General features: G+C 59.0%; 25 protein-coding genes. 12 read left to right on the forward strand and 13 right to left on the reverse strand.

What is annotated here, in order from left to right; genetic code table 11:
* The first annotated feature begins 284 nt into the window (after window positions 1-284).
* Window positions 285-920: an invasion associated locus B family protein gene (locus FDP25_RS01775; RefSeq protein ID WP_154148459.1), complete on the forward strand. Its 636-nt coding sequence runs from the start codon at window positions 285-287 to the stop codon at window positions 918-920.
* An 82-nt stretch (window positions 921-1002) separates the two neighbouring features.
* Here the strand turns inward: FDP25_RS01775 and FDP25_RS01780 are convergent, their stop codons facing one another.
* Genes FDP25_RS01780 through FDP25_RS01795 form a run of 4 tightly spaced genes read right to left on the reverse strand, consistent with a single transcriptional unit; the run spans window position 1003 to window position 5233 of the window.
* Window positions 1003-2214, reverse strand: a complete 1212-nt coding sequence (locus tag FDP25_RS01780) for a beta-ketoacyl-[acyl-carrier-protein] synthase family protein (RefSeq protein ID WP_343031931.1) — start codon at window positions 2212-2214, stop codon at window positions 1003-1005.
* Window positions 2211-2468 carry an acyl carrier protein gene (locus tag FDP25_RS01785; protein WP_154148460.1) on the reverse strand — a complete coding sequence of 86 codons (258 nt, stop codon included), beginning with the start codon at window positions 2466-2468 and terminating at the stop codon, window positions 2211-2213. The genes FDP25_RS01780 and FDP25_RS01785 overlap by 4 nt, the downstream gene beginning before the upstream one ends.
* Before the next feature lie 33 nt (window positions 2469-2501).
* A complete protein-coding gene (locus FDP25_RS01790) occupies window positions 2502-3593 on the reverse strand; it encodes a UDP-3-O-(3-hydroxymyristoyl)glucosamine N-acyltransferase (protein ID WP_154148461.1) in 1092 nt (363 codons plus the stop codon).
* Window positions 3594-3619: 26 nt separating this feature from the next.
* Complete coding sequence (locus FDP25_RS01795; protein WP_154148462.1) at window positions 3620-5233, reverse strand: L,D-transpeptidase family protein; 1614 nt, start codon at window positions 5231-5233, stop codon at window positions 3620-3622.
* Window positions 5234-5556: 323 nt separating this feature from the next.
* Between FDP25_RS01795 and mepK the strand changes: the two genes are divergently transcribed.
* Window positions 5557-6126 carry a peptidoglycan L,D-endopeptidase MepK gene (gene mepK, locus FDP25_RS01800; RefSeq protein WP_154148463.1) on the forward strand — a complete coding sequence of 190 codons (570 nt, stop codon included), beginning with the start codon at window positions 5557-5559 and terminating at the stop codon, window positions 6124-6126.
* 89 nt (window positions 6127-6215) lie between these two features.
* Here mepK and lipA read toward each other — a convergent pair whose 3' ends face one another.
* Complete coding sequence (gene lipA / locus FDP25_RS01805) at window positions 6216-7175, reverse strand: lipoyl synthase (RefSeq protein ID WP_343031932.1); 960 nt, start codon at window positions 7173-7175, stop codon at window positions 6216-6218.
* A 270-nt stretch (window positions 7176-7445) separates the two neighbouring features.
* Between lipA and FDP25_RS01810 the strand changes: the two genes are divergently transcribed.
* Window positions 7446-8171: a VIT1/CCC1 transporter family protein gene (locus FDP25_RS01810; RefSeq protein ID WP_154148464.1), complete on the forward strand. Its 726-nt coding sequence runs from the start codon at window positions 7446-7448 to the stop codon at window positions 8169-8171.
* On the opposite strand, the gene FDP25_RS01815 is transcribed toward FDP25_RS01810, so the two are convergent.
* Window positions 8168-9301, reverse strand: coding sequence for a DUF6456 domain-containing protein (locus tag FDP25_RS01815; RefSeq protein WP_154152990.1), 1134 nt, complete (start codon window positions 9299-9301; stop codon window positions 8168-8170). The genes FDP25_RS01810 and FDP25_RS01815 overlap by 4 nt on opposite strands.
* A gap of 225 nt (window positions 9302-9526) precedes the next feature.
* Here FDP25_RS01815 and FDP25_RS17140 point away from each other — a divergent pair, with 225 nt between their 5' ends.
* Window positions 9527-9817, forward strand: a complete 291-nt coding sequence (locus tag FDP25_RS17140; protein ID WP_154148465.1) for a DUF6477 family protein — start codon at window positions 9527-9529, stop codon at window positions 9815-9817.
* 3 nt (window positions 9818-9820) lie between these two features.
* On the opposite strand, the gene FDP25_RS01825 is transcribed toward FDP25_RS17140, so the two are convergent.
* On the reverse strand, window positions 9821-11365 hold the full coding sequence (locus tag FDP25_RS01825) for a trimethylamine methyltransferase family protein (RefSeq protein ID WP_154148466.1): 1545 nt from the start codon (window positions 11363-11365) through the stop codon (window positions 9821-9823).
* A 195-nt stretch (window positions 11366-11560) separates the two neighbouring features.
* Here FDP25_RS01825 and guaA point away from each other — a divergent pair, with 195 nt between their 5' ends.
* From guaA to FDP25_RS01865, 8 genes are all read left to right on the forward strand, one after another.
* Window positions 11561-13123 carry a glutamine-hydrolyzing GMP synthase gene (gene guaA, locus FDP25_RS01830; RefSeq protein ID WP_154148467.1) on the forward strand — a complete coding sequence of 521 codons (1563 nt, stop codon included), beginning with the start codon at window positions 11561-11563 and terminating at the stop codon, window positions 13121-13123.
* On the forward strand, window positions 13120-14016 hold the full coding sequence (locus FDP25_RS01835; protein WP_246175737.1) for a DMT family transporter: 897 nt from the start codon (window positions 13120-13122) through the stop codon (window positions 14014-14016). Before guaA ends, FDP25_RS01835 begins: the two co-directional genes overlap by 4 nt.
* 132 nt (window positions 14017-14148) lie before the next feature.
* Entirely contained in the window at window positions 14149-15252 is a 1104-nt protein-coding gene (locus FDP25_RS01840; protein WP_154148468.1) for a hypothetical protein, read from the forward strand.
* 123 nt (window positions 15253-15375) lie between these two features.
* A complete protein-coding gene (locus FDP25_RS01845; protein ID WP_154148469.1) occupies window positions 15376-16236 on the forward strand; it encodes an ATPase in 861 nt (286 codons plus the stop codon).
* Window positions 16237-16273: 37 nt separating this feature from the next.
* Window positions 16274-17197, forward strand: a complete 924-nt coding sequence (gene metA / locus FDP25_RS01850; RefSeq protein WP_154148470.1) for a homoserine O-acetyltransferase MetA — start codon at window positions 16274-16276, stop codon at window positions 17195-17197.
* Window positions 17181-18149: an alpha/beta fold hydrolase gene (locus FDP25_RS01855; RefSeq protein WP_154148471.1), complete on the forward strand. Its 969-nt coding sequence runs from the start codon at window positions 17181-17183 to the stop codon at window positions 18147-18149. The genes metA and FDP25_RS01855 overlap by 17 nt, the downstream gene beginning before the upstream one ends.
* 34 nt (window positions 18150-18183) lie before the next feature.
* Window positions 18184-19053, forward strand: a complete 870-nt coding sequence (gene ppk2 / locus FDP25_RS01860; protein ID WP_154148472.1) for a polyphosphate kinase 2 — start codon at window positions 18184-18186, stop codon at window positions 19051-19053.
* A complete protein-coding gene (locus tag FDP25_RS01865; protein WP_154148473.1) occupies window positions 19046-19663 on the forward strand; it encodes a TetR/AcrR family transcriptional regulator in 618 nt (205 codons plus the stop codon). Before ppk2 ends, FDP25_RS01865 begins: the two co-directional genes overlap by 8 nt.
* A 114-nt stretch (window positions 19664-19777) precedes the next feature.
* On the opposite strand, the gene rpsI is transcribed toward FDP25_RS01865, so the two are convergent.
* The 6 genes from rpsI to FDP25_RS01895 form a co-directional block, all read right to left on the reverse strand.
* Window positions 19778-20266 carry a 30S ribosomal protein S9 gene (rpsI, locus tag FDP25_RS01870; RefSeq protein WP_154148474.1) on the reverse strand — a complete coding sequence of 163 codons (489 nt, stop codon included), beginning with the start codon at window positions 20264-20266 and terminating at the stop codon, window positions 19778-19780.
* Complete coding sequence (rplM, locus tag FDP25_RS01875; protein WP_154148475.1) at window positions 20266-20730, reverse strand: 50S ribosomal protein L13; 465 nt, start codon at window positions 20728-20730, stop codon at window positions 20266-20268. The genes rpsI and rplM overlap by 1 nt, the downstream gene beginning before the upstream one ends.
* A 234-nt stretch (window positions 20731-20964) precedes the next feature.
* Window positions 20965-21966: a molybdopterin-binding protein gene (locus FDP25_RS01880; RefSeq protein ID WP_154148476.1), complete on the reverse strand. Its 1002-nt coding sequence runs from the start codon at window positions 21964-21966 to the stop codon at window positions 20965-20967.
* Window positions 21963-22931, reverse strand: coding sequence for an XdhC family protein (locus FDP25_RS01885; RefSeq protein WP_154148477.1), 969 nt, complete (start codon window positions 22929-22931; stop codon window positions 21963-21965). The genes FDP25_RS01880 and FDP25_RS01885 overlap by 4 nt, the downstream gene beginning before the upstream one ends.
* Window positions 22932-23032: 101 nt before the next feature.
* On the reverse strand, window positions 23033-23614 hold the full coding sequence (locus FDP25_RS01890) for a YeeE/YedE thiosulfate transporter family protein (RefSeq protein WP_154148478.1): 582 nt from the start codon (window positions 23612-23614) through the stop codon (window positions 23033-23035).
* 3 nt (window positions 23615-23617) lie between these two features.
* Window positions 23618-24169, reverse strand: a complete 552-nt coding sequence (locus FDP25_RS01895; RefSeq protein ID WP_154148479.1) for a YeeE/YedE thiosulfate transporter family protein — start codon at window positions 24167-24169, stop codon at window positions 23618-23620.
* Between the last annotated feature and the right edge of the window lie 68 nt (window positions 24170-24237).

Genomic DNA, 24237 nt, shown 5'->3' on the forward strand with positions numbered 1-24237 from the left:
AAGATTCTGTCGGATTTGTGCAGGTTGGCTGTTGACGGGTCTTTGGAACTGTCCTAGCGTCCCCCCTAATGACTAAGTCGGCCAGTCCGGCAGGGAGAAACAGGAAAAGAGACCGCGAGGTCTCTTTTTCTTTTTGTCCGCGCAAAATCAAAGGCTTGCGCGTTGGCAATACGGCGGATTTTCGCCTTGCAAGTCAGTCTTTCATAAAGTTTTGCCCTGACATGCGCCTGGTGCCATGGTAAGCCGCGCCAGACTGAATTGAGACAATTGAAATGGGGACACTAATGCCCAGACTTCTTTCGACTTTGCCGCTTGTTGCTCTGCTGACGATTGGCACCGCCCTGACCGCACAGGAAGAAAACGCGGATCAAGCCGAGACAACTCAGACGACAGACGTGACAGAGGACGCACCGGCGACCGCAGACGCCGCTCAGGGAGAAGAACTTGATATGGGGCAAGACGTTCAGGAGAACGGCACCTATATCAAGGAAGAACACGGTGATTGGCAGATGAAATGCTTCCGCAGTGAAGCCGAGGAAGACCCCTGCCAGATGTACCAGTTGCTCCGCGAGGATGCTGGCAACCCTGTGGCTGAATTCAGCCTGTTCCGCCTGCCAGAAGGGGCGCAAGCCGTGGCCGGGGCGACCATCGTTGTACCGCTGGGTACCCTGCTGTCAGAAGAGCTGAAGATCTCGGTCGATGGCGGCAAGGCCAAGACCTATCCTTTCCGGTTCTGCTCGATGGTGGGCTGTTTCGCGCAGGTCGGCCTGACGCAGGCCGACATCAACGCCTTCAAGGCGGGGGCCGCCGCCAACCTTCAGATCGTCCCGGCACAAGCCCCTGACCAGACGGTGAATATCAAGGCCTCCTTGACGGGCTTCACTGACGCCTACGACAATGTGTCGGTTGCACAGAACTGAAGACTGATTTCGCTTTAGACATCAATAGACGCCGCGCCCCGGATCGGGCGCGGCGTTTTCTTTTTGATAGTCTGATAAATGTCTAGCTGAACCGACGCAGGGCAAGAACGGCGTTTAGCCCACCAAAGGCAAAAGCGTTGGACAAGGCCACGTCGACCTTTGCTTCGCGTGCCTCGTTCGGCACCACGTCCAGCGCACATTCGGGGTCAGGTTCGTCATAGTTGATCGTCGGTGCGATCACCCCGTCGCGGAGGGCCATGATACAGGCCAGAAGTTCGACCGCGCCGGTGCCTCCAATCAAGTGACCGTGCATCGACTTGGTCGACGAGATCATGAGGTTGTCGGCATGGGCGCCGAAAACATCCGCCACGGCGGCGCTTTCGGTCTTGTCATTGGCGGCGGTGCCGGTGCCATGGGCATTGATGTAGCCCACTTCGGACAGGTCCATCCGGGCATCCTGTAGTGCACCGCGAATGGCCCGGGCCGCCCCCTGCTTGGACGGCATGACGATATCCGAGGCATCCGAGGACATTGCATAACCCGCAACCTCGGCCAATATCTCGGCCCCGCGTGCGCGGGCGTGCTCATATTCTTCGAATACGAAAACACCGGCCCCCTCGCCCTGTACCATGCCGTTGCGGTTGGCCGAGAATGGGCGGCATCCGTCCTTGGACATGACGCGCAACCCCTCCCAGGCCTTCACGCCCCCGAAGCACAACATCGACTCGGACCCGCCGGTCACCATGACCGGCGTCAGCCCGCCATGCACCATCTGGAAGGCTTGCGCCATCGCGTGGTTGGAACTGGCACAGGCGGTCGCGACCGTAAAGCTGGGCCCCTTGAGGTTGAATTCCATCGAGACATGGCTGGCCGCGGCATTGTTCATCAGTTTCGGCACGACGAAAGGATGCACGCGGTTCTTGCCGTCTTCGTAGACCGTGCGGTAATTGTCATCTAGCGTCGTCATACCGCCGCCCGAATTGCCAAGTATGACACCCGCGCGGGCGGCCAGTTCACCCGAAAACTCAAGGCCCGATTGGCCAATCGCCTCGCGCGCGGCGATCAGTGTGAATTGTGTAAAACGATCGTAAAGCGCCAGTTGCTGACGATTGAACCGCACCTCGGGGTCATATCCCTTGACTTGACCACCGATCTTGATGGACAGCCGGTCAACATCGCGAAACTCCAGCTCGCCTATCCCGCACCGGCCCTCGCGCATCGCCTCAAAGGTTTCTGGCACGGTCTGACCGAGGGAATTGATCGTCCCTGCCCCGGTTATGACAACACGTTTCACGACTGTTCTTTCACCAGTTGTTCGATCCCGGCGATGATCGAAGACACCGATGAAATATCAAAATCGCTTTTCTCGGGCTCATTGGCATTGAAGGGAACCGAGATGTCGAATTCCTCTTCGATGGCGAAGATGCTTTCGACAAGGCCGAGGCTGTCGATTCCGAGGTCCTCCAAGGTGCTCTCCATCGTCACATCAGAGGGTTCCAATACCGCCTGTTCCGCAATGATTTTGACGACACGATCCTTGATATTCATGGGTATTACCTTCTGGTGTTGTCCGGCTTGGATTTACTCACTCTGACTGTGGTTTGAAACAGTTTTCTTAAGGTCCGCAACATCCTTGAACAAACGCTTGAGGCGCCGCAAACCCTTGTAGACTTCCATCTGTGCATCCATCTGGATCGCGGGATAGCCCAGCATCACGCGCCCCTTGGGCACGTTCGACATCAGTTTTGTCGCGCCTCCGGTGATGACATTGTCGCCGACAAATATATTGTCGGCCACCCCGGTCTGCCCCGCCATGATGACGTTGTTGCCCACCTTGACCGATCCGGCCATGCCCACCTGACCGCACAGCAGGCAATCGGTGCCAATCACGCAGTTATGTCCAATATGCACGAGGTTGTCGATCTTGGTACCGCTGCCGATCACCGTATCCCGTACGGTACCACGGTCGATCGTGGAATTTGCACCGACCTCGACATCATCCCCGATGGAAACCGCCCCAAGCGAATGTATGCGCGCGTGCTTTTGCGCCTTGATCTCTCCCTGATCGCCAAGGGTCTGGCGGACCTTTTCCGCGCCCGACTCTTCGGGCGTTACATAGGAAAACCCGTCGCTGCCGACCACTGCGCCGGGCTGTGCGATGAAACGGTCCCCGATGCAGACACGGGCCCCGATGCGGACACCCTCTCGCAGGAACCCCTGCGCCCCGATGGTTACATCCGAACCGACGAAACATTGCGGGCCGACCACCGTTCCCGCCCCGAGTTTGGCGCCCTTGCCGATGACGGCAAGCGGGCCGATCACAACGCCCTCGCCAAGCTCCGCTGTGTCATCCACGACCGCCGAGGGATGCACGCCATCGCTCCATCCCTGGCCTGGGTCCATCATGGCGCTGAGACCGGACAGGGCAAAGCGTGGCCGGGGGGAAATGATCGCCGCCTCAAGGCCAAGAGCCTGCCAATCGGCACCTTGCCAGAGCATCGCGGCACGGGCGTTGCCCTGCGACAGGCCTTCGGCATATTCAGGTTTCATGGCGAGCGCCAGTTGCGCGGGTCCGGCGTCGGCCGGTTCGGCGACGCTATCCACCTCAATGTCAACGGCGCCAAGGGCATCCGCCCCAAGCGCCGCTGCAATCTGTTCAATCGTATAGGCCATGAGTATCCCCTTATTCGGGGATGGGTTTATCCGCGAACCGCGCGCAGTGAAACCCCTGCCTTGCTGAGTGCATTCCAAATGCGCGCGTCCCGCCCATAGACGTCATCACGATACTGCGTCCGTCCCTTGGCTTGGGTAAAGGCCGTGCGATAGATGATATGCACGGGCACTTCCTTCTCAAGTTGGACAACAGTCTCCCGTCCGGTACTCAGCTTGGCATGAAAGAAAGCTTTGGGGTCGCTTTCCTGTTTCGACAAAAGCTCGTACGCGAACTCGAAGGGCTTGTGGAGGCGGATGCAGCCGTGGCTGTAATCCCGCTTGGCCCGTTCAAACAAGCTTTTGGCGGGCGTGTCGTGCAGGTAGATGTTGTACTTGTTCGGGAACATGAACTTCACCAAACCCAAGGCATTACGACGCGATGGCGGCTGCTTGATCGCATAGGGAAAGTTGGATGCGTTATAGGCATTGAAATTGATGGAACTGCGACTGACCTGCTGTCCACGGCTGTTGTACAGGCGCAAATGGCCCGCAGCGTTGCGGTTGCGCTTCATCATCGGCAGGTATTCCTTGACCGCGATCGAACGCGGCACGTGCCATGTGGGATTGATGACCATGAATTCCATCACGTCCGAAAACTCGGGACTGCGGCGGTCATTCTGGTTCTTTCCCACCACGGCACGCGTGGTGAAGCTTACACGGTCGTTATCGACGATGCGCGCACTGAAGTCCGTCAGGTTCACCAAGACATGGCGCTTGCCGCGGTTCGAGTTGAGCCAGCGTTCACGCTCCATCGCCACGAGAACCGATTGCAGACGGGCCTGGACCGATGTGTTTATCGCCGTCATTGTCGCAGGGCCGGCAACGCCATCTGTGGCAAGCCCATGAGCCAATTGAAACTGCTGTACAGCCGCTTGCAGGGATTGGTCATAACTCTGGCTGGCCGAACGGCGCATGAAATCCATGGCCATCAAACGGTTCCTAAGGGCAACCACGGCATTACCAGACTGACCCGGCTTGAGCGTTTTCGCGGGCACTTTTGGCCCCCACCCTCCGGAGGCCAGCAAACGCTCCAGCCGGATCTTTTCCTTCATCAGCCGCGCGTATTCATTGGTCTTCGGCGGCAGAACGCGAAAGAACCCCCGTGGATTGCTTTTGACGAAATTCGTCAGGTAAGACACGCGCTCCCGATAAGGCACCTGACGCTTGATACCGCTGTCGATCCGCGACGGGATCAGGGCGCCGGTCTGCATATCCCGGGCCAGTTGTAGGAATGTACGGCTCATCTCGACCTCGGCAAAGCCGCGTTCGCGGGGCGTGCGAGCCGATTTGAGTTTGGCCATGAGGCCTTCGGGGTCGTACCGGCGTGTCGGCAGGCCGTGGTCGTCTGCCGATGCAATGGCATCGAAGAGGGCCGCCCGACGGCGGCGATCCTTGCCGATGTTGCCGGTCCAGATGCCCTCGTAGTTGTTGGCCTTGTAGAATGCGGCGATGTCCCGATCTTTGGCAGCGGCTTCGGCAACGGCCTGCTTGAAGGCCGTGACCTGCGCGGTGCCCGCGCGTGGCGTGATCATTGAGCCGATCATGACGGCCAACGCCAACACCAACCAGCGTCCCAAACCAGTGACAGCAACCTGAGCCATCGCAATTCCCCTTCCACTATTCGCGCTTCATTCTATGCTCCACTCTGTGCGGGGTGCGAGCGAGGCTGTCCATTCAAATCTGCGGCAACGCGCCATCATCGGGCCAAATTGCGACGTTCCCGCATCGGATTCTTTACATTTCTGGCACAGATCACATTTTTTGCGCAAATTCCCGCCGAAATTCCTTGCTAGATTCAAATTTAGAAAAACGCCCCTTGGTCCGTGATTCTGGATATGCAATACAGAGTGCGCATCTGGGGATGAGATGGCAGGTCCGCCGAAATGGCGGCAAACAGGTAAGCGACGGGACAGGCGCTATTCATATGACTGACTTCAGCTCGTTGAGCATGACGCGGCGCGCGTTACTGGGTGCATTTGCAGCCACGGCAGTATCCGCAGCCCCAACATACACCAAAGCCGCAGGCTTCCTTCGTGGCGGCGGAGATATCCGCCGGATCAAGATGATGTCGCCGCGAACCGGTGAGCGCATCGATACGATCTATTGGATCGAGGGCGAGTACATCAAAGACGCCGTACGCGAGATCACCGCGTTCATGCGCGATTGGCGTACCAATGACATTCACAACATCGACCTGCGCACGATCGACATCATGGCAGCCAGCCATAATTTGCTGGATGTCAATGAGCCCTATATGCTGCTGTCCGGGTATCGCAGCCCGAAAACCAACGCGATGCTGCGCCGCCGGTCGAGTGGCGTTGCGAAAAACTCGCGTCACCTTCGCGGTCAGGCCGCGGATTTGCGGTTGAACTCACGCTCGGTCAGCCAAATGTACCGCGCGGCGTTGTCCTGCAAAGGTGGAGGCGTCGGGCGCTACTCCAGTTCGAACTTCGTCCACATGGATTGTGGCCCCGTTCGCAGCTGGGGGCGGTAAAAAATCACCCCCCTGTGGTAAACATGAAAACACCGGCCCAAGTAGCCGGTGTTTTTTATTTGCCTCCTGATCTCAGGCACTTGGTGTCATCAGGCGCCTGTTTGCGCCAAACGCTCAAGACGCGCGGCGCGTAACCTCTCAAAGTCATCACCAGCGTGATAGGATGATCGTGTCAGTGGTGTCGCCGAGACCATCAAAAAGCCCTTGCCATAGGCCGCCTTCTCATAGCCCGCGAACTCATCGGGATGTACGAAACGATCCACCGCATGGTGTTTCGGCGTAGGTTGCAGATATTGACCGATGGTCAGGAAATCGACATCCGCGGCACGCATGTCATCCATGACCTGAAGCACGGCTTGCTTATCCTCGCCCAGCCCGACCATGATACCCGACTTGGTAAACATCGTTGGATCCAGTTCCTTGACCCGTTGCAACAGGCGCAACGAATGGAAATACCGCGCCCCTGCCCGCACTTCGGGGTATAGACCCGGCACGGTTTCAAGGTTGTGGTTGAACACATCGGGACGCGCCTGCACCACCACTTCAAGAACCGACGGGTCACAGCGCAGAAAATCGGGCGTCAGAATCTCGATCGTGGTACCGGGCGATTGCTTGCGGATGGCGCGGATGGTCATGGCGAAATGCTCGGCGCCGCCGTCTTCGACATCGTCACGGTCGACCGAGGTGATCACCACGTGATTCAGCCCCAGCTTCTTGACCGCATCCGCCACGCGCCCCGGCTCAAATACGTCCAGATCTTCGGGCGGCTTCCCCGTTGCGATATTGCAGAAAGAACAGGCACGCGTGCAAACCTCGCCCATGATCATCATGGTCGCATGGCCTTGGCTCCAGCATTCCCCGGCATTGGGACAGCCCGCTTCTTCGCAGACCGTGACAAGATTATGCTCACGCATGATCTTATGCGTTTCCCGATACCCCTTGCCGTTCGGGGCCTTGACCCGGATCCAATCCGGTTTCTTGGGCTGAGCATTGTCCGGGCGATGCGCCTTCTCGGGATGGCGTTGATCCGGGATCTTGAGGTCTCGCACGAATTTTTCCCCGCGAATGGTTTGTTAACACTGCGTAACTATAGTGCACAGCGGTGGGGAGTACCAGTTTTGCATTGCCGCTATGCGGCCAATTTGCAGCCATGCGTAACAAGTGCCCATCGCGTTTCAAGGTGTTCAGGTGATTACCGGCCTGCTCCCGCCATACGGGGGCGGGTCGGCTCTTTTTACACGGGGGCCTCATATGGTTTGCGTGCAACGGTATGTCAGCTATCTTGCACCAAGTTTTCGCCCAAACCCACCGGAGCAGATATGGATTGGCAAGCCCATCGGCGCGAGGCACATGCCCTCGGCCAGACACAGGAATTTCTCAAACAGATCGTCTATGGTGGCAACGATGGTATCGTGACGACCTTTGCCATTGTCGCGGGGTTCGCCGGGGCCGCCGCCGACGGCGTTGCCCAGATCGGCGGTCTGGCCGTTTTGGTCTTTGGTCTTGCCAATCTTTTCGCCGATGCCGTCAGCATGGGATTGGGTGAATTCTTATCGGCCCGATCCCAGCATGATCTTTACAGATCGCGGCGCGAAAGCGAATTACGCGAAATCCAACAGAACCCGGAACAGGAACGCATGGAGCTTTTCGAGATTCTCCGCCAACGCGGTCTGCCTGCCGGTGAAGCGGATACGACCACAGCCATTCTGTCCAGGCACCCGAGAATCATGGCAGACCTGATGATGACCTACGAATTCGGAATGCAGGACCCGGATGAGGACAGCCCGGCCCTGAACGGTTTGTTCACCTTTCTGTCCTTTGTCGTCTTCGGCGCGATTCCCCTTGTGCCCTATTTCCTGCTTGATCCAACCGACACGACCTTTGCCCTATCCGTCATGGCAACCTTCTGTGCCCTCATCGGCCTTGGCCTGCTCCGCTGGAGCGCGACGCGCGAACGCATCGCGCGATCCGTGGGTGAGACCGTTTTGGTGGGCACGGTTTGTGCCGTGGTGGCCTTCATGGTGGGCTTGATCGTAGGGGGTTAACCCATCAACCCGGCGTGATCCCCGACCGTATCGTAATGTTTCCTGAGGCGCTGAAGGGCGATACGCAGCACGATCTTGCCCGAACGTGCCGACCATCCCATTCGCTTTTCGGCCTTTTCCAACCCTTCCAGGTAACAACAACACCGCAAGGCGACATCGCCAAGGCCGGGGCCCAGATCGTGCAGTGCCGTCAAGACGCGTTTTTGCGCTGCGGCCTCCGAAGGCCTTATCCCCGGCTTTACTTCCGCCATGGCATTTACGAAGGCTTCGGCGCTTTTGAGGTCCAGTTTCTGCAATTGGGCCAACTCGAAATCTTCGCGAAGACACTCACCGGCGCGAACAAGTTGTTGCGACAAGAAGGGGCGACCATCCCTGTCCTTGCGACGCGCCAAAGCGGCCATTGGTGTCTCGGCGCTGCTATAGCGGATGCGCGTTCGCGAGTTCGACGTATTGCTTTGACCCATTGCCGACATGGTCGGCGCGCCTTTGAAATGGCACGCCGCCTCAGAGAAACCCGATGCGCGGTTTTCGGTTTCAGCCATCATCTTGTTCAGCGCCAACCGCCCCTCGCGCGTGATGTGATAGCGAGAGACACGACCCGGCATATCACAGGATATCCAGTTCTTTAGCGCCATGGCTTCGGCGATTTCCTTGTCCACGACGGCGGTGCGTCGTTCGTCATCGGAACCGGAATCCCGGATCACGATGGCTTTCTGCATGGCCTGTGCCACCGCCAGAAGTGCGTTCGCCTCACACAGCCTCGGCAAAACCCGCAAGGCTTCGGCTGACAGAAGTTCTTCGGTCAGAGGTCCTTTACCGGACTGGACAGGGTGTTTGGAATAAGTGGCCATTTTCAGGTTCTCCTTTGTGGAAGAACCGGTTGCTCGTGCGGCGACGCGCTTTTCCAAGCGGCGCAGGGCATGATCAAACAACAAATCGTCTCGGCGGGTTTCGCACGCTCGAATTTGTCGCAACACCGTCGACGCATGACAACCCGCCTCGCGCGCAATTGCACGTATCGACCTGCCCGTTTCTGTATGCGCGAGGTAATGTAACGCAGCCTGCGGCACCCATGACGGTACGATCCCGCCCCCATTGTTCCCAATGGGCTTGATACATCCGTCAGGCATCCGGGCCTTGCCTCTCTCTGAGTGTTGCATACAGGTATCCCCAATCGTTAATACAACCTTTACGAGCACTTATTACCGGTTCATTAATCTATTAACGCCCGGTCAAGGATCGTTTCCCAATTGTAAACAAACGGAAAAGCCAGCGTTCGCTGACATGGAGGCAATGCAACACCCCAATAAGTTGTGCGAGTATCGGACTGTAATAATCACCGTGGGAACCTTGCAATGAAAGATGTCTTAGCCACCATTCATGCCGTTCGACGCCCTGGCCTATTGATCCGTGCCGCGCGAATTGGGGCGGCTCAATATCGCCGTACAAATCATCTTATACGTCTTATTGGAGCCATGCCGCCTGCCTCTAGCGGGGCCGCCCTTGATCAACTGATAGAGTTGGAGGCAGAGATCGATAGTCAGCGCAAAAACGAACAGGCTGAGTATTCCCCAGCCCGTCACGTTGAAATCTTAATCGCGATGATGGGGGAGGCGCGCCTGTTTCGTGAAGCGCGCCACCCCTAACCTTCAGGAGAAAGCGTCAGGCATAGAGCTTTTCTTTTCGGCGACATAAGCGGCCAAGGCTTCTGCGATAGCAGGATCCAAAGCCGGTTGTTGATAGGTGTTCAACATCTGATGCAACTTGGCATTGGCCAAGGTCATGGTGTCGCGCTCACCGTCTTCATGCCATGTCTCGAAGGGTTTGTAATCCAAGACATCCGAGCGCCAGAACGCCTCCTTGAAGTTGGCTTGCGTGTGGGCACACCCCAGATAGTGCCCCCCGGGCCCAACTTCGCGGATGGCGTCCATTGCCTGACCGTTTTCATCCGTCGCGATGCCGGCGGCCAGCTTGTGTAGAACGCCCAGTTGATCGGCATCCATGACAAACTTCTCAAAGCTGGCCACAAGGCCACCCTCAAGCCAGCCGCAGCTATGCAGCATGAAGTTCACACCGCCAAGAAGGACCGCGTTAAAGGTATTCGCGGTCTCATAAGCGGCCTGCGCATCCGGCAACTTGGACCCGCAAAGCGACCCGCCCGACCGGAATGGAAGCCCCATGCGCCGCGCCAGTTGGCCCGCGCCATAGATGATCTGGCTCGCCTCGGGCGTGCCAAAGGTCGGCGCGCCGCTATTCATATCGATAGAGCTGACGAAGGCGCCGAAGATCACCGGTGCACCGGGGCGAATGAGCTGACTGTATGCGATCCCGGCCATGACCTCGGCCAGAACCTGCGTCAGGGTGCCCATAACCGATACAGGCGCCATGGCACCCCCGACGATGAAGGGCGATATGATGCAGGCTTGGTTGTTGGTGGCATAGACCTCAAGCGCACCCATCATGACCTCGTCAAAGGTCATCGGCGAATTCACGTTGATCAGCGAGGTCATCACCGTGTTGTCCTGAACGAACTCCTTGCCGAACAGAATCTCGCACATCTCCACGCTGTCTTGCGCGCGGGACGGATCTGTCACCGACCCCATATAGGGTTTGTCGCTCAGGGTCATGTGCGCGTGCAACATATCAAGGTGACGCTTGTTCACCGGAATATCGGTAGGTTCGCACACGGTCCCGCCCGAATGGTGCAACCACTTCGACATGTAGCCAAGTTTCACGAACTTCTCGAAATCGGCCATGGTCGCATAGCGACGGCCACCTTCCATATCACGCACAAAGGGCGGGCCATAGATGGGGGCACAAACCAGCGTCTTGCCGCCGATCTCGACATTCCGCTCGGGATTGCGGGCATGTTGAGTAAATCGCGACGGCGCGGTCGCACACAACTTTCGCGCCAGACCCCGGGGGATGTGCACGCGCTCACCGCGCACGTCTGCCCCCGCCTCACGCCACCGATCAAGCGCGGCGGGGTTCTCGACGAAATTAACGCCAACTTCTTCCAGAATTGTCTCGGCATTGCGCTCGATGATCTCAAGCGCCTCATCGTCAAGCACTTCGTAAAGCGGAATGTTCCGCTCGATGTACTTGGCGGTCTCCACGCTGACGGCTGTACGTTCTGCCCGACGGGCGGCACCACCGCCACCACGGCCACGTCTACGGGTTGCTGCTTCGGCCATGTTCTACCCCTGCAATGATACGCACCCCCCTCGGGTGCAGCTTCAGGAGATATTATCGCAACGCCCGGCCCGGACATCGGAGATTTGCGCCCCTTGAGGTGCTATAGCGACATCTGACACCAGACCTTGTGTCGATTTTTTACAGATTCCCATTGCCCCTTGCGCAAAACGCGCCTCGGGCCTAGTAGGCATGACATGAGCCAGACATCCCACGACCGCCTTCTTATCATCGACTTCGGCAGCCAGGTGACGCAGCTGATCGCCCGCCGTTTGCGCGAGTTGAATGTATATTGTGAAATCCACCCGTTCCAGAACGTCACCGATGACTTTCTCAAGGGGTTTTCCCCGAAAGCCGTGATTTTTTCCGGTGGCCCGGCCAGTGTGATTGACGAGGCATCGCCGCGCCCGCCTGCATCGGTATTCGATCTGGGTGTGCCGATTCTGGGGATTTGTTACGGCCAGCAGGTGATGATGCACATGCTCGGCGGTCGCGTGGAACGCGGAGATGGCACCGCGGAATTTGGCCGCGCCTATGTCACCCCATCTGAGCAGCGAATCGACCTGCTGAACGGTTGGTTCCTTGAAGAGCGCGAACAGGTCTGGATGAGCCACGGCGACCACGTCAGCAAGATCGCCCCGGGTTTCGAGGTGTTCGGCACCTCGCCCAATGCGCCGTTCGCGATCACCGCCGACCTCAGCCGCAATTTTTATGCCGTGCAGTTTCACCCCGAGGTGCACCACACGCCCAACGGCAAGACGCTTTACGAAAACTTTGTCCGCCTGGCCGGGTTCAAAGGCGACTGGACCATGGCCGCCTACAAAGACGAAGCGATCCGCCAAATTCGCGAACAGGTCGGCGACAAGCAGGTGATCTGCGGCCTTTCCGGTGGCGTCGACAGCTCGGTCGCCGCCGTGCTGATCCACGAGGCTATCGGAGATCAACTCACCTGTGTCTTTGTGGATCACGGGCTTCTGCGTCTCAACGAGGCCGAAGAAGTCGTCGGCATGTTCCGCGATCACTACAACATTCCGCTGATTCACGCCGATGAATCCGACCTTTTCCTAGGTGAACTTGAAGGCGTAAGTGACCCGGAGGAAAAAAGAAAAACCATTGGCCGCCTCTTCATCGACGTGTTCCAGAAATACGCAGGCGAAATCGAGGGCGCCGAATTCCTGGCCCAGGGCACGCTCTATCCTGATGTCATTGAATCAGTCAGCTTCTCGGGTGGTCCTTCCGTTACGATCAAAAGCCACCACAACGTCGGCGGCCTGCCCGAAAAGATGGGCCTGAAACTGGTGGAACCGCTGCGCGAATTGTTCAAGGACGAGGTGCGCGCGCTTGGCCACGAATTGGGCCTGCCTGCCTCCTTCATCGGGCGGCATCCCTTCCCCGGGCCGGGCCTTGCCATCCGCTGCCCCGGCGAGATTACCCGCGATAAGCTTGAAATCCTGCGCAAGGCCGATGCGGTCTATATCGACCAGATCCGCAAACACGGGCTTTACGACGATATCTGGCAGGCCTTCGTCGCCATCCTTCCCGTGCGCACCGTTGGTGTCATGGGCGATGGGCGGACCTATGATTACGCCTGCGCCCTGCGCGCGGTCACCTCGGTGGATGGCATGACGGCCGATTACTATCCCTTCAGCCACGATTTCCTTGGTGAAACAGCAACGCGCATCATCAACGAGGTCAAGGGCATCAATCGCGTGACCTATGATGTCACCTCGAAACCGCCCGGCACGATCGAGTGGGAATGACCCCCACATGCCCTGGAAAGATCGATTCCGCCACGTCCCTGCGCGCGGCACTTTGGATGCTGGGGGCCGTGGTCTCGTTCTCGGCAATGGCCATCGCGGGCCGTGAGGTCAGCTTCGAGCTCGATACATTCGAGATCATGATGTACCGAAGCATAATCGGCCTGATCATCCTCATGATCGTGGCCAGCCTCACGCGCTCGTACCAGACGATCACCGGGCGCAAACCATGGCTGCATATTGTGCGGAATGTTTTCCACTTTACCGGGCAAAACCTTTGGTTTTACGCAATCACCTTGATCCCACTCGCGCAGGTGTTCGCGCTTGAGTTCACGTCACCGCTTTGGGTTCTGGTTCTGTCCCCGCTCGTTCTGGGTGAACGGCTGACCTCGATGCGTGTCGTTGCGGCTGTCATGGGGTTCATCGGCATTCTGATTGTCACTCGGCCAAGCCCTGAGACCGTGAACATCGGCACACTTGCCGCGCTTAGCGCGGCCATCGGCTTTGCCGGATCGATCATTGCCACCAAACGCCTGACCCGTACCGAAACCCTGACCTGTATCCTTTTCTGGATGACACTCAGCCAAAGCCTTTTCGGCGTGATCTGCGCCGGCGTCGACGGGAACATTGCCCTGCCTTCACCTGAAAGCGCCCCGTGGCTGGTCTTGGTCGCACTTGGCGGGCTCATGGCCCATTATTGCCTGACCACCGCCCTCTCCATGGCGCCCGCCACCTTGATAACGCCGGTTGACTTCCTGCGCCTCCCCCTGATCGCCCTACTTGGTTTGATGCTCTACCAAGAGCAAATCGAAGCCATGGTGATTCTCGGCGCCGCGATCATCTTTGGCGCGAATTACCTGAACCTCTGGTCCGAGACGCGCCGCAAGCCCAGCTGACGGCGGATACCACCCTTAATTGTGGCTTTCCGAACACCTTGTTCCTTCCGTTACGTAACTGACGTTGCGTAAAAATTGACCGGCAAGTAACCGCCTGTAGCATCACCTCAATATCTGGAGGAGAGAGAACAGATGAAGAAACTAGCATTCGCAGCAGCGGCCCTGACCGCCGCCGCAGGCACCGCAACCGCCGGTGGTATCGACCGGTCTGGCCAATCCATCGGAGCGCTGTTCCAAGAGGGAAATTACGCCGAGCTTAGCTTTGGTACAGTATCCCCTTCCGTAAGCGGTAGCGTGGTAGGTTTAGCATCCGGTGACATGGCCGACACCTATTGGCAGCTTGGCGCGGCCTATAAACAGCAACTGACAGAAAAACTCAGCTATGCGATCATTTTTGATCAACCCTTTGGAGCCGACGCAAGCTACCCTGTTGCAACAGGCTATCCTTTGGCCGGCACCACGGCAGAGTTGAATTCGAGCGCAATCACAGGTGCTCTGAGATACCGCATGGATAACGGATTTGGCGTACATGGCGGTTTGCGACTGCAAAGGGTTGATGCGAATTCTACAATCGTGATCGGTGGCGCTCAGGCCTACAATGTCACTGGCCGTGGCGACTATGGTGTCGGTTATTTGGCCGGTGTCAGCTACGAGCGCCCCGAGATCGCGCTGCGTGTGTCGTTGACATATAACTCCAAGATCTCAAGCGATCACGACACCATCGAAAATAGTGCGGTCGGGTTAGGTCGCTTTAGTGTGACCGAGATCGAGACCCCACAATCCATAAACCTTGATTTTCAGACTGGCGTGGCTCAGAACACCCTCGTTTTCGGCGGTGTGCGTTGGGTTGATTGGTCGGACTTCGTGATCGACCCTGCCGATTATCGCACGGCATTCGGGTCGCCTTTCCTGTCCTATACGGATGATACCTATACCTACACATTAGGTGTCGGTCGCCGTTTCAACGATACTTGGTCCGGTTCGGTTTCCATGACCTATGAAGATGGCGATTCCAGCACACCTGTCTCAAACCTTGGACCGACCAGCGGTAAATTCGGAATTACCCTTGGTACGCGCTACCAGAAAGACAATCTATCGATTTCCTCGGGCGTCAACGTCACTTGGATTGGTAATGCCACCACAAACGTTCCTGTTGGCCTGGGCGTGACGGCTCCGTCAAACTTTTCCGACAACACTGCAGTGGGTTTCGGTTTCAAAGTGGGCTGGAACTACTAAGTTATTACATGCTTGAAAGAATGAACCCCGCCCCTTCCGGGCGGGGTTTTTCTTTGTCCGGCCCCTTTGGATTTGACGCCCTCTGCCCCGCTCGGTACCACAACACGATAAAGGGGGCAGTCCATGATCTATCAATCGGCACAAGACTGGCGGGACGCCAAGCACAAGCGGGTTTTGTTTTACGGCATGTCGGGGCTTGGCAAGACCCACCTGTCCAACATGCTGCGGGACTCGGGTGCGTGGTTTCACTACTCGATCGACTACCGTATCGGCACCCGTTACATGGGCGAGTTGATCGCCGACAACGCCAAGGCCCATGCCATGCAGGTGCCCTTCTTGCGCGACCTGCTGTTGACCGACTCGATCTACATCGGCTCCAACATCACCTTCAACAATCTTGCCCCGGTCTCGACATACCTTGGAAAACCCGGCGACCCGTTGAAAGGCGGCTTGCCGATCGAAGAGTATCGCCAACGGCAAGAGCAATTCCGCCGAGCCGAGATAGCCGCCCTTGAGGATACAGCGCATTTCATTACCCGCGCGGAAAGCCTCTATGGCTACCCGCATTTCGTCTGCGATACCGGCGGGTCGATCTGTGAATGGGTGGATGGCGATGACCCCGACGACGCCTTGCTGTCCGAATTGTCGAAACACTGCCTGCTCGTCTACCTCAAAGGCTCCGAGGCCCATACTCAGGAACTGATCCGCCGCTTTGATCGCGCGCCCAAGCCCATGGCCTACCAGCCCGAATTCCTTGATGGTGCATGGGCCGATTACCTCAAGGAAACCGGTAACGCCCCCGACAAGGTTGATCCGGATGCCTTCATCCGCTGGACCTATGCGCGCGCCCTCGCCCACCGCCAGCCGCGCTATGATGCCATGGCGAAATGGGGCGTCACCCTGACCGCCGACGAGGTGGCCGGCGTCAATACCGCCGATCAATTCGAGGATATGGTGGCCAGTGCTCTTGAGCGCCACGCCTGAACCTCTATCTAAACCGAAACCGCGAAAGACCTGACACATGCCCATCAAGATCCCTGAAGACTTGCCCGCCTATGACGTGCTCACGCGCGAAGGCGTCATGGTCATGTCCGAGGATCAGGCATCGCGTCAGGACATCCGCCCCCTGCGCATCGGGCTTCTCAACCTGATGCCGAAGAAAATCCAGACCGAGAACCAGTTCGCCCGCCTGATCGGGGCCACGCCGCTGCAAATCGAGCTCAGCCTTATCCGGATGAGTGAACACCGCACGCGCAACACCGCCGCCGATCACATGAAAAGCTTCTACCGCCCCTTCGCGGACGTGGCTGCCACTGGCGAGAAATTCGATGGCCTTGTCATTACCGGCGCCCCCATCGAACATCTGGATTTTGCCGATGTGACCTACTGGGATGAGCTGCGCGAAATCTTTGATTGGACGCAAACCCACGTCCACTCCACATTCGGAGTGTGCTGGGGCGGTATGGCGATGATCAACCACTTTCATGGTGTGAAAAAGCACCTGCTGGATCACAAGGCGTTCGGGTGTTTTCGGCACCGCAACATGGCGCCTGCCTCGCCCTTCCTGCGGGGCTTTTCGGATGACTGCGTGATCCCGGTCAGCCGCTGGACCGAGATGCGAAAAGATGAGATTGACGCCGTGCCGGGCCTGCATATCCTGCTGCACAGCGACGAGGTCGGCCCCTGTCTGGTGGAAGACCCGGCACATCGCGCGCTCTATATCTTCAACCACCTCGAATATGACAGCGATACGCTCAAGCAGGAATATGACCGCGACGTCGCCAATGACACGCCGATCAACGTGCCTTGCAATTACTACCCCGAGGACGATCCCAGCCGCCCGCCGCAAAACCGCTGGCGTAGCCACGCGCACCTGCTCTATGGCAACTGGATCAACGAGATTTACCAATCCACGCCCTTCGACATGAATGCCATTGGCCGTTAAGATCATCCTTGCTTGCCTCGTCTCGCTGGTGCTCCTGTGGGCCTATGCCCAACACCGCGCCCGCCTGCATGAGGCCCGCGCCGAAGCGGCCTTTCCGCCGCAGGGGCAGTTCGTTCAGGTGAACGGCCACCGGGTTCACGCCCTCACGATGGGCGAAGGCCCCGATCTGATCCTCATCCACGGGGCCAGCGGCAATATCCGCGACATGACCCACAGCCTCGCGCCGCGTCTGGCCAAACGCTACCGCGTCACGGTCTTCGACCGCCCCGGCCTTGGCTATACGGATCGCATCAACACCACAGGCGCAACAATCCGCCAACAGGCTGAACTGCTTTCGGCGGCCGCCCGGCAATTGGGGGTCGAGGCGCCCATCGTCATGGGCCATTCCTATGGTGGGGCCGTGGCGCTTGCCTGGGCCGTGCATGAACCACAGTATATCTCGGCTCTCATCCCCCTCGCCTCGCCCTCGCACCCTTGGACCAGCCCGCTTTCGACCTATTACAAGGTGCTGTCGCACCCGGTCCTCGGGCCTCTGGTCATCCCCTTGCTCACCGCCTTCGTCCATGACGACCGGGTCGAGCGCGAAGTGTCCAGCATCTTTGAGCCAAACGCCGTGCCAGACGGGTATATTGACCACATTGGCGCGGGACTGACCCTGCGACGCGAAACGCTCCGAGCCAATGCCCTGCAACGCGCCAACCTGCTGGCGGAAATCGAAGACTTGCACGGCCAATACGACCGTATCCAGATTCCGGTTGAGGTCGTCCACGGCACCGCTGACACCATTGTCGGCCTGCCCATACACGCCGACCCGCTCGTGACCCGTGTTCCAAGCGCCAAACTCACCAGTCTGCCGGGCATTGCCCATATGCCGCACCACGTCGCACAAGACGCGGTGGTCAAGGCCATAGACCGCGCCGCGCGCCGCGCCGGATTGAACCCCGGCGACTAAGCCGCCATAGTCGGTCCCGACAAAGGAGAGGCCCATGGACCTGCCATTCGACGGTGCAATCACCAAGTTCTACGAAGACGATGCGCCCAAAGACATCCGCAACGCCATAAAGCGCGCGGAGAAGGGGGATGTTCTCGACCCCGACTATCCCCATTCCGAACGCTTGCCACGTAAACACTACGAAAAAGACCTTGAAGCACTTCAAGTCGAACTGGTCAAATTGCAGGCTTGGGCCAAAGAGACCGGCGCCCGCATTGCTATCGTCTTCGAAGGTCGTGATGCTGCCGGAAAAGGCGGCACAATCAAACGCTTCCGCGAATACCTTAATCCACGCGGCGCGCGTGTCGTGGCGCTCTCCAAGCCCTCGGATACCGAACAGACGCAATGGTATTTCCAACGCTATATCGATCACCTGCCAGCCGGTGGCGAGATCGTGTTTTATGACCGCAGTTGGTACAATCGCGGTGTTGTCGAAAAGGTTTTCGGCTTTTGCACCGACGACCAGCGCGAACATTTCTTCGCCCAAGTGCCCGATTTCGAGAAAATGCTCGTGGATGAGGGCATTCACCTCTTCAAGTTCTGGCTCAACGTGGGCCGCGCCGAACAACTGCGCCGGTTTCTCAAGCGCGAGGCCAGCCCCCTCAAGCAATGGAAGCTCAGCCGGATCGACGTCGAGGGTCTGAAGAAATGGGATGATTACTCGGCGGCAATTTCCGAAACGCTCGAACGCTCACATACCGATCATGCCCCATGGACCATCATCCGCTCCGATGACAAACGCCGTGCGCGCGTCGAGGCCATCCGCCATGTCCTGCGCGACATCGACTATACTCGCAAAGACAAGAAATCAGTCGGTAAACCCGATAAAGAGGTCTGCGGCGGCCCCGAGATCTGGGATGGCTAAACGCGGCTATCATCACGGCAACCTCAAACAGGCCCTCGTCGAAGCCGCGCTTTTGCTGATCGAGGCCAAGGGCCCGGCCGGTTTCACCCTGTCCGAGGCCGCCAAACAGGCCGGTGTCACCCCTGCGGCTGTCTACCGCCACTTCGCAGGCCGCGACGACCTGATCGCCGAGGCCGCGCGGCAGGGCTATGTGATCTTCGCCGATGTGATGCAATACGCCTATGACGAAGGCCAACCCTCGGCCTTGTCCAGTTTCGAGGCTACGGGCCGCGCCTATCTCGCCTTCGCCCGCAAATACCCTGGCCACTATATCGCCATGTTCGAAAGCGGGATTTCCGTCAACCGCACCCCCGAACTGGCCCAGATCGCAGCCAAGGCGCGCGCTGTCCTTGAACGCGCCGCCTCGGACCTCAGCCAGCATATTCCCGAAGATAAACGCCCCCCTGCGGCCATGTTCAGCGCCCACGTCTGGGCGCTCTCGCATGGGGTCGTGGAACTGTTTGCCCGCAACTCACCGGGGACACAATCGCCCTTTCCTCCCGAAGATTTGCTTGAGACTGGCATCGGCATCTACCTGCGGGGCTTGGGATTGGTTCCGCCGGACGAATAACCCCACGTCCCTCTTTCTTACTGCATGAAGTATCCCGGCCCCGCACTGCGTACCCCGGCTCATGAAAAAAGGGCCACCCCATCGGGCAGCCCTTTCCAAACAATATTTTTGCGCTTAACGCTTCGAGAACTGGAAGCTCCGGCGCGCTTTGCGGCGACCGAACTTTTTCCGTTCCACCACGCGGCTGTCGCGGGTCAGGAACCCTGCGGCTTTCAGCGGTGCGCGCAGCGACGGGTCGAAAAGTTGCAGCGCCTTCGAGATGCCGTGCTTGACCGCACCGGCCTGACCCGACAAGCCACCGCCCTTGACGGTTGCCATCACGTCGAACTGATCCTCGACACCGGCCACGGTGAAGGGCTGGCGCAAGATCATTTGCAGCACGGGGCGCGCAAAGTACTTGTTCATCTCCTTGCCGTTCACCTCGACCTTGCCCGAACCGGGCTTGATCCAGACACGGGCAACCGCGTCTTTCCGCTTGCCGGTGGCATAGGAGCGGCCCAATTCGTCACGGACGGGCTCACGCGGGGTTTCGGTTTCGGCCTCGACGGGCGCGCCTTCGGCGACGGCTTCCAGACCTTCGAGCGATTTGATTTCTTCAGCCATCAGTAAGCCACCCGCGTGTTCTTGGAGTTCTTGTTCTTGACGTCCAGCACCTCGGGGCTTTGTGCCTCGTGGGGATGCTCGGCGCCGGCGTAGACGCGCAGGTTGGTCATCTGCTTGCGGGCCAGGCGGTTGCCCGGCAGCATGCGCTTGACGGCCTGCATGACCACGCGCTCGGGGTGGTCGCCTTCAAGGATCTGGCCGGTGGTGCGGGATTTGATGCCGCCCGGGTACCCGGTGTGCCAGTAGTTCTCTTTGTCACGCTTGTTGCCGGTCACCTGGACCTTGTCGGCATTGATGACGATCACGTTGTCACCCATGTCCATGTTGGGCGTGAACGAGGCCTTGTGCTTACCGCGCAGGCGCATGGCGATGATCGAGGCGAGACGGCCCAGAACGACGCCTTCCGCGTCGATCAGGATCCATTTCTTGTCGATATCTGCCGGAGTCGCAGAAAAAGTTTTCATATCAGGGAGATCCCTTGGTTTGACGTAAGGCAGGGCGCGGAAACCGCCCCTGCATCGGATGGCGCGGTTATAAACCCGTGGCGTGACAGGTCAAGCGCGTGATGCGCGAATTAATACTTCAAATTCAATGCCTTGCAATTTAGGTATTATTTTACCCCAATAAATGAGATCGCAATCCTCCCAATTGGCGCCCAGTCTGTACCATGTCGGTATAACGTCGGCATTGCGGCGGTATTACTCGGGCTTGGACTTGGGCGCGTGGCGGGGCTGTGGGCGCGTGGGGATTTCCTTGAGCAAGCCCCCTACCCCCATGCGCGCCATGTCCCGCGATGCAATCGGCACCCCGCATGCCACCCGCGCCAAAACCCAATCGGCCCCGTGCAACACAGGGGACCGCGCGCTGCCCGGCAGGCCAATCACCGGCTGCCCATCCAAATCGCCCAGAAACAGCAGGTTACCGGGGTCCACAGGCAGACCAAAGCGCTCTACCTGCCCGCCTGCCCGCCGCAAGGCGGCAGGCGCGGTATCGGCGGGGTCCGACGTGGCTGATGCTGTCAGGATCAGCACGACATCCCCCTTGGCCTGCGTGATGGTCCGGGCCAGCATATCCTCGTCATGATCGCAGCGCAGGGTTTCGATCAGTTTCATGCCCAAACCATCCACCCGCCGCTCCACGGCCTCGATGCCCTTGTTACCCGGGCTGCCGGGAATGTGGGTCAGGATCAGGCTGGCCGTTGCATGCACGGGTTGAGCAAATTGGACGGCACCGCGCGCCGCCTCGACCGCTTTGCCCAAGTCCTGTTCCGACACGGCATAAGAGATCATCTTGATGGTCGCCACCATGCCTCCCGCGGCCAATTGATGGAACGGGGCCACCGTGGCCACGGTAATCATCGGATTCACCATGTTGGCCGCATGAATCTGCGCCTCGTCCAGAAGCACCACACCGGGGCCATCGGCAATGACATTGACCCGCCCGGTAAAAGGCGCGGTCAGGTGAACGCCCTCCGCCCCCTCGGCCAGGGCCTCGGCCAAGACCCGTGCGGCATCGTCTTCGTGCACATCGTCGCTCCCAAGCTGGGCAACGATCACCTCCCCCTCTCCTGCCGCCTTGATCGCCTCAAGATGCCTGGCCCCAAGAACCAATCCCTTGCGCAACCGCCCCTCGGGCAGCTTCATCGAATGGGCCAAGATCGCCCCCTCGGCCTGATCCACGGGCACGGGGCCGAATTTCATGCGCCTGTCCTCAAGACCTGCGTGGCCTCGGCCAAGATGCTGACGGCGATCTCGGACGGTCCCGCCGCACCGATATCAAGGCCAACGGGGCCATGGATGCGACCGATCTGATCGGGGGGGAACCCTTTCTCTTCCAACCGCGCCACGCGCTTGGCATGCGTCCGGGTCGAGCCAAGGGCCCCGATATAAAACACATCGCTGGCCATGGCCTGTTCCAACGCCGGGTCGTCCAGCTTGGGATCATGGGTCAACAACACCAGCGCAGTACGTTGATCCAGTCCGAAGGCTTGCACCCCTTCATCGGGCCACTCGTGAAGGATGGTTTCACCCGGGAACCGCTCTTCGCTGGCAAAGCTTTCGCGTGGGTCGATCAACAGCGGGTCATAACCCGCGATCCGGGCCATCGGCACAAGCGCCTGCGCGATATGCACCGCGCCCACGATGATCATCCGCAAAGGCGGGTTGTGAATGGCGACAAAGGTTTCGCCATCTTCCTCGAAGCCTGAGCGATCCATGCGGAAGCGTTCGACGTAGCCCTCTTTGACAAGGGCACGCTCGGCCTTCATGCCAGTGACATAGGCCACGGGAATGCGCGATTCACGCGCCAGAACCAGATCTTCCAATATCTCGACCGGCATGACCGAACCGACAGGTTCCACCAGCACCCGGATCGTACCACCACAAGCCAACCCCACGGCAAAGGCATCGCCATCGCTTACGCCGTATTCCAGCATGACGGGGATGCCGTCTTCGATGGCATCGATCGCCTCGGCCACGACGGCACCTTCGACGCAGCCGCCCGAAACCGAGCCCTCGATCTCGCCCGCGCCCGAAATGGCCAGCTGGCTGCCCACCCGGCGCGGCGCGCTGCCCCATGTCTCCACCACGGTGGCCAAGGCCGCGCCTTTGCCTGCGCGGTGCCACTCAAGGGCGGTTTCGGGAATATCGTCAAATCGCTGCTGCATCTCTACCTCCCCTGCCGGGCAGTATGCGGGCAGCACCGGGGCGGCACAAACGAAAAAGCCGCCCCCGAGGGGGCGACTTTGGTCTGGTTATCGGGATTGGATCACTCGGCCGGGGCCACGGCCTCACCCGCGCCGCGCAAGCGTTCCGGCAAACCGAAGGCGATGGCGACGAAGACCAACCCCATGACAATGCCAAGCAAATCGCCAGAGATACCCACGAATGCGGGGTAATCGGTACCCGGCACCGTGCCGAGGGTCATCTTTTCCCCCTCAAGCAGGCCGGTGGATTTCCACGCCGGGTAGGTGACCATATAGGCCGCCGCCCCCAACAGGCCGCCCGCGATGAAAAACAGCGCGTCCTTGCGGCCCGATGCGGCGGCGCAAACGCCAGTGCCCGGGCAATACCCGGCGGCGGCCCAGCCCGCGCCCAGCAACAGCCCGCCGATGAAGACCCCGACATAAGCGGTTTTCACACTCATATGGCCCACGTCCACAAGGCCCAGCATCTGACCGCCGAACATCAGGATCGACCCGGTGCCGATAGCCAACAGGATGGTTTTCATCAGGTGCAGGTGGGTCAGCGTCAGCATCTTGCCGATCCAGTTGGGGTTGGTGGCCCCGATCCGGTCGAGCACCACGCCGAAAGCGGCCCCGATGACGATAGCGAGAATGATCGTTGTCATGGCTCAGCCCTCCTTCGGATAAAGCAACATTGCGGTGGGGATAGCGGCGGCAAAGGCGCCTGCAGCAAAGATGTAGCCCGAGATCGAGGTCTGCATCATCCCGCTCATCATATGGCCCGAGGTGCAGCCCCCCGCGAGGCGCGCACCGTAGAGCACGATGAAGCCGCCCAGAAAGGTCATGGCATACCGTTTGACGGGTGTGTCTCCGTAATTTGCATACCAGATGGCTGGCAGGCGCCGCTCATCCACACCGATGCCGCCGCGCGCCATGGCCGAAAGGAACGCTCCCACAGCCATCGCCAGCACGAAGACAAAGCTGTAGTTCAGCGGGTTGGCGGCATTCTTGGCGTATTTCCCGCCCGACTTGGCAAGATAGGCATTGGTCGAAGTATAGCCTTCGTCGGTTTGGGTGATCAGGTCGGGGCTGACCGCATCGGCCACGATGGCATCGAGGATCACGAATTGCGTGCTCACCCCGATGGGTTTGACCAATAGCACGGCCCCAAAGAACACCAAGCCAAGCAAAAGCCCGCCCAGTTTCCAGTTGAGTGTCATGGAATGTCCTTCCGCGTTGTTTCTGGCGGACAACATATATCATATTTGGAATATCTTTTTTGATTTCG

It is taken from the genome of Roseovarius bejariae (assembly GCF_009669325.1).
Classification (GTDB): domain Bacteria; phylum Pseudomonadota; class Alphaproteobacteria; order Rhodobacterales; family Rhodobacteraceae; genus Roseovarius; species Roseovarius bejariae.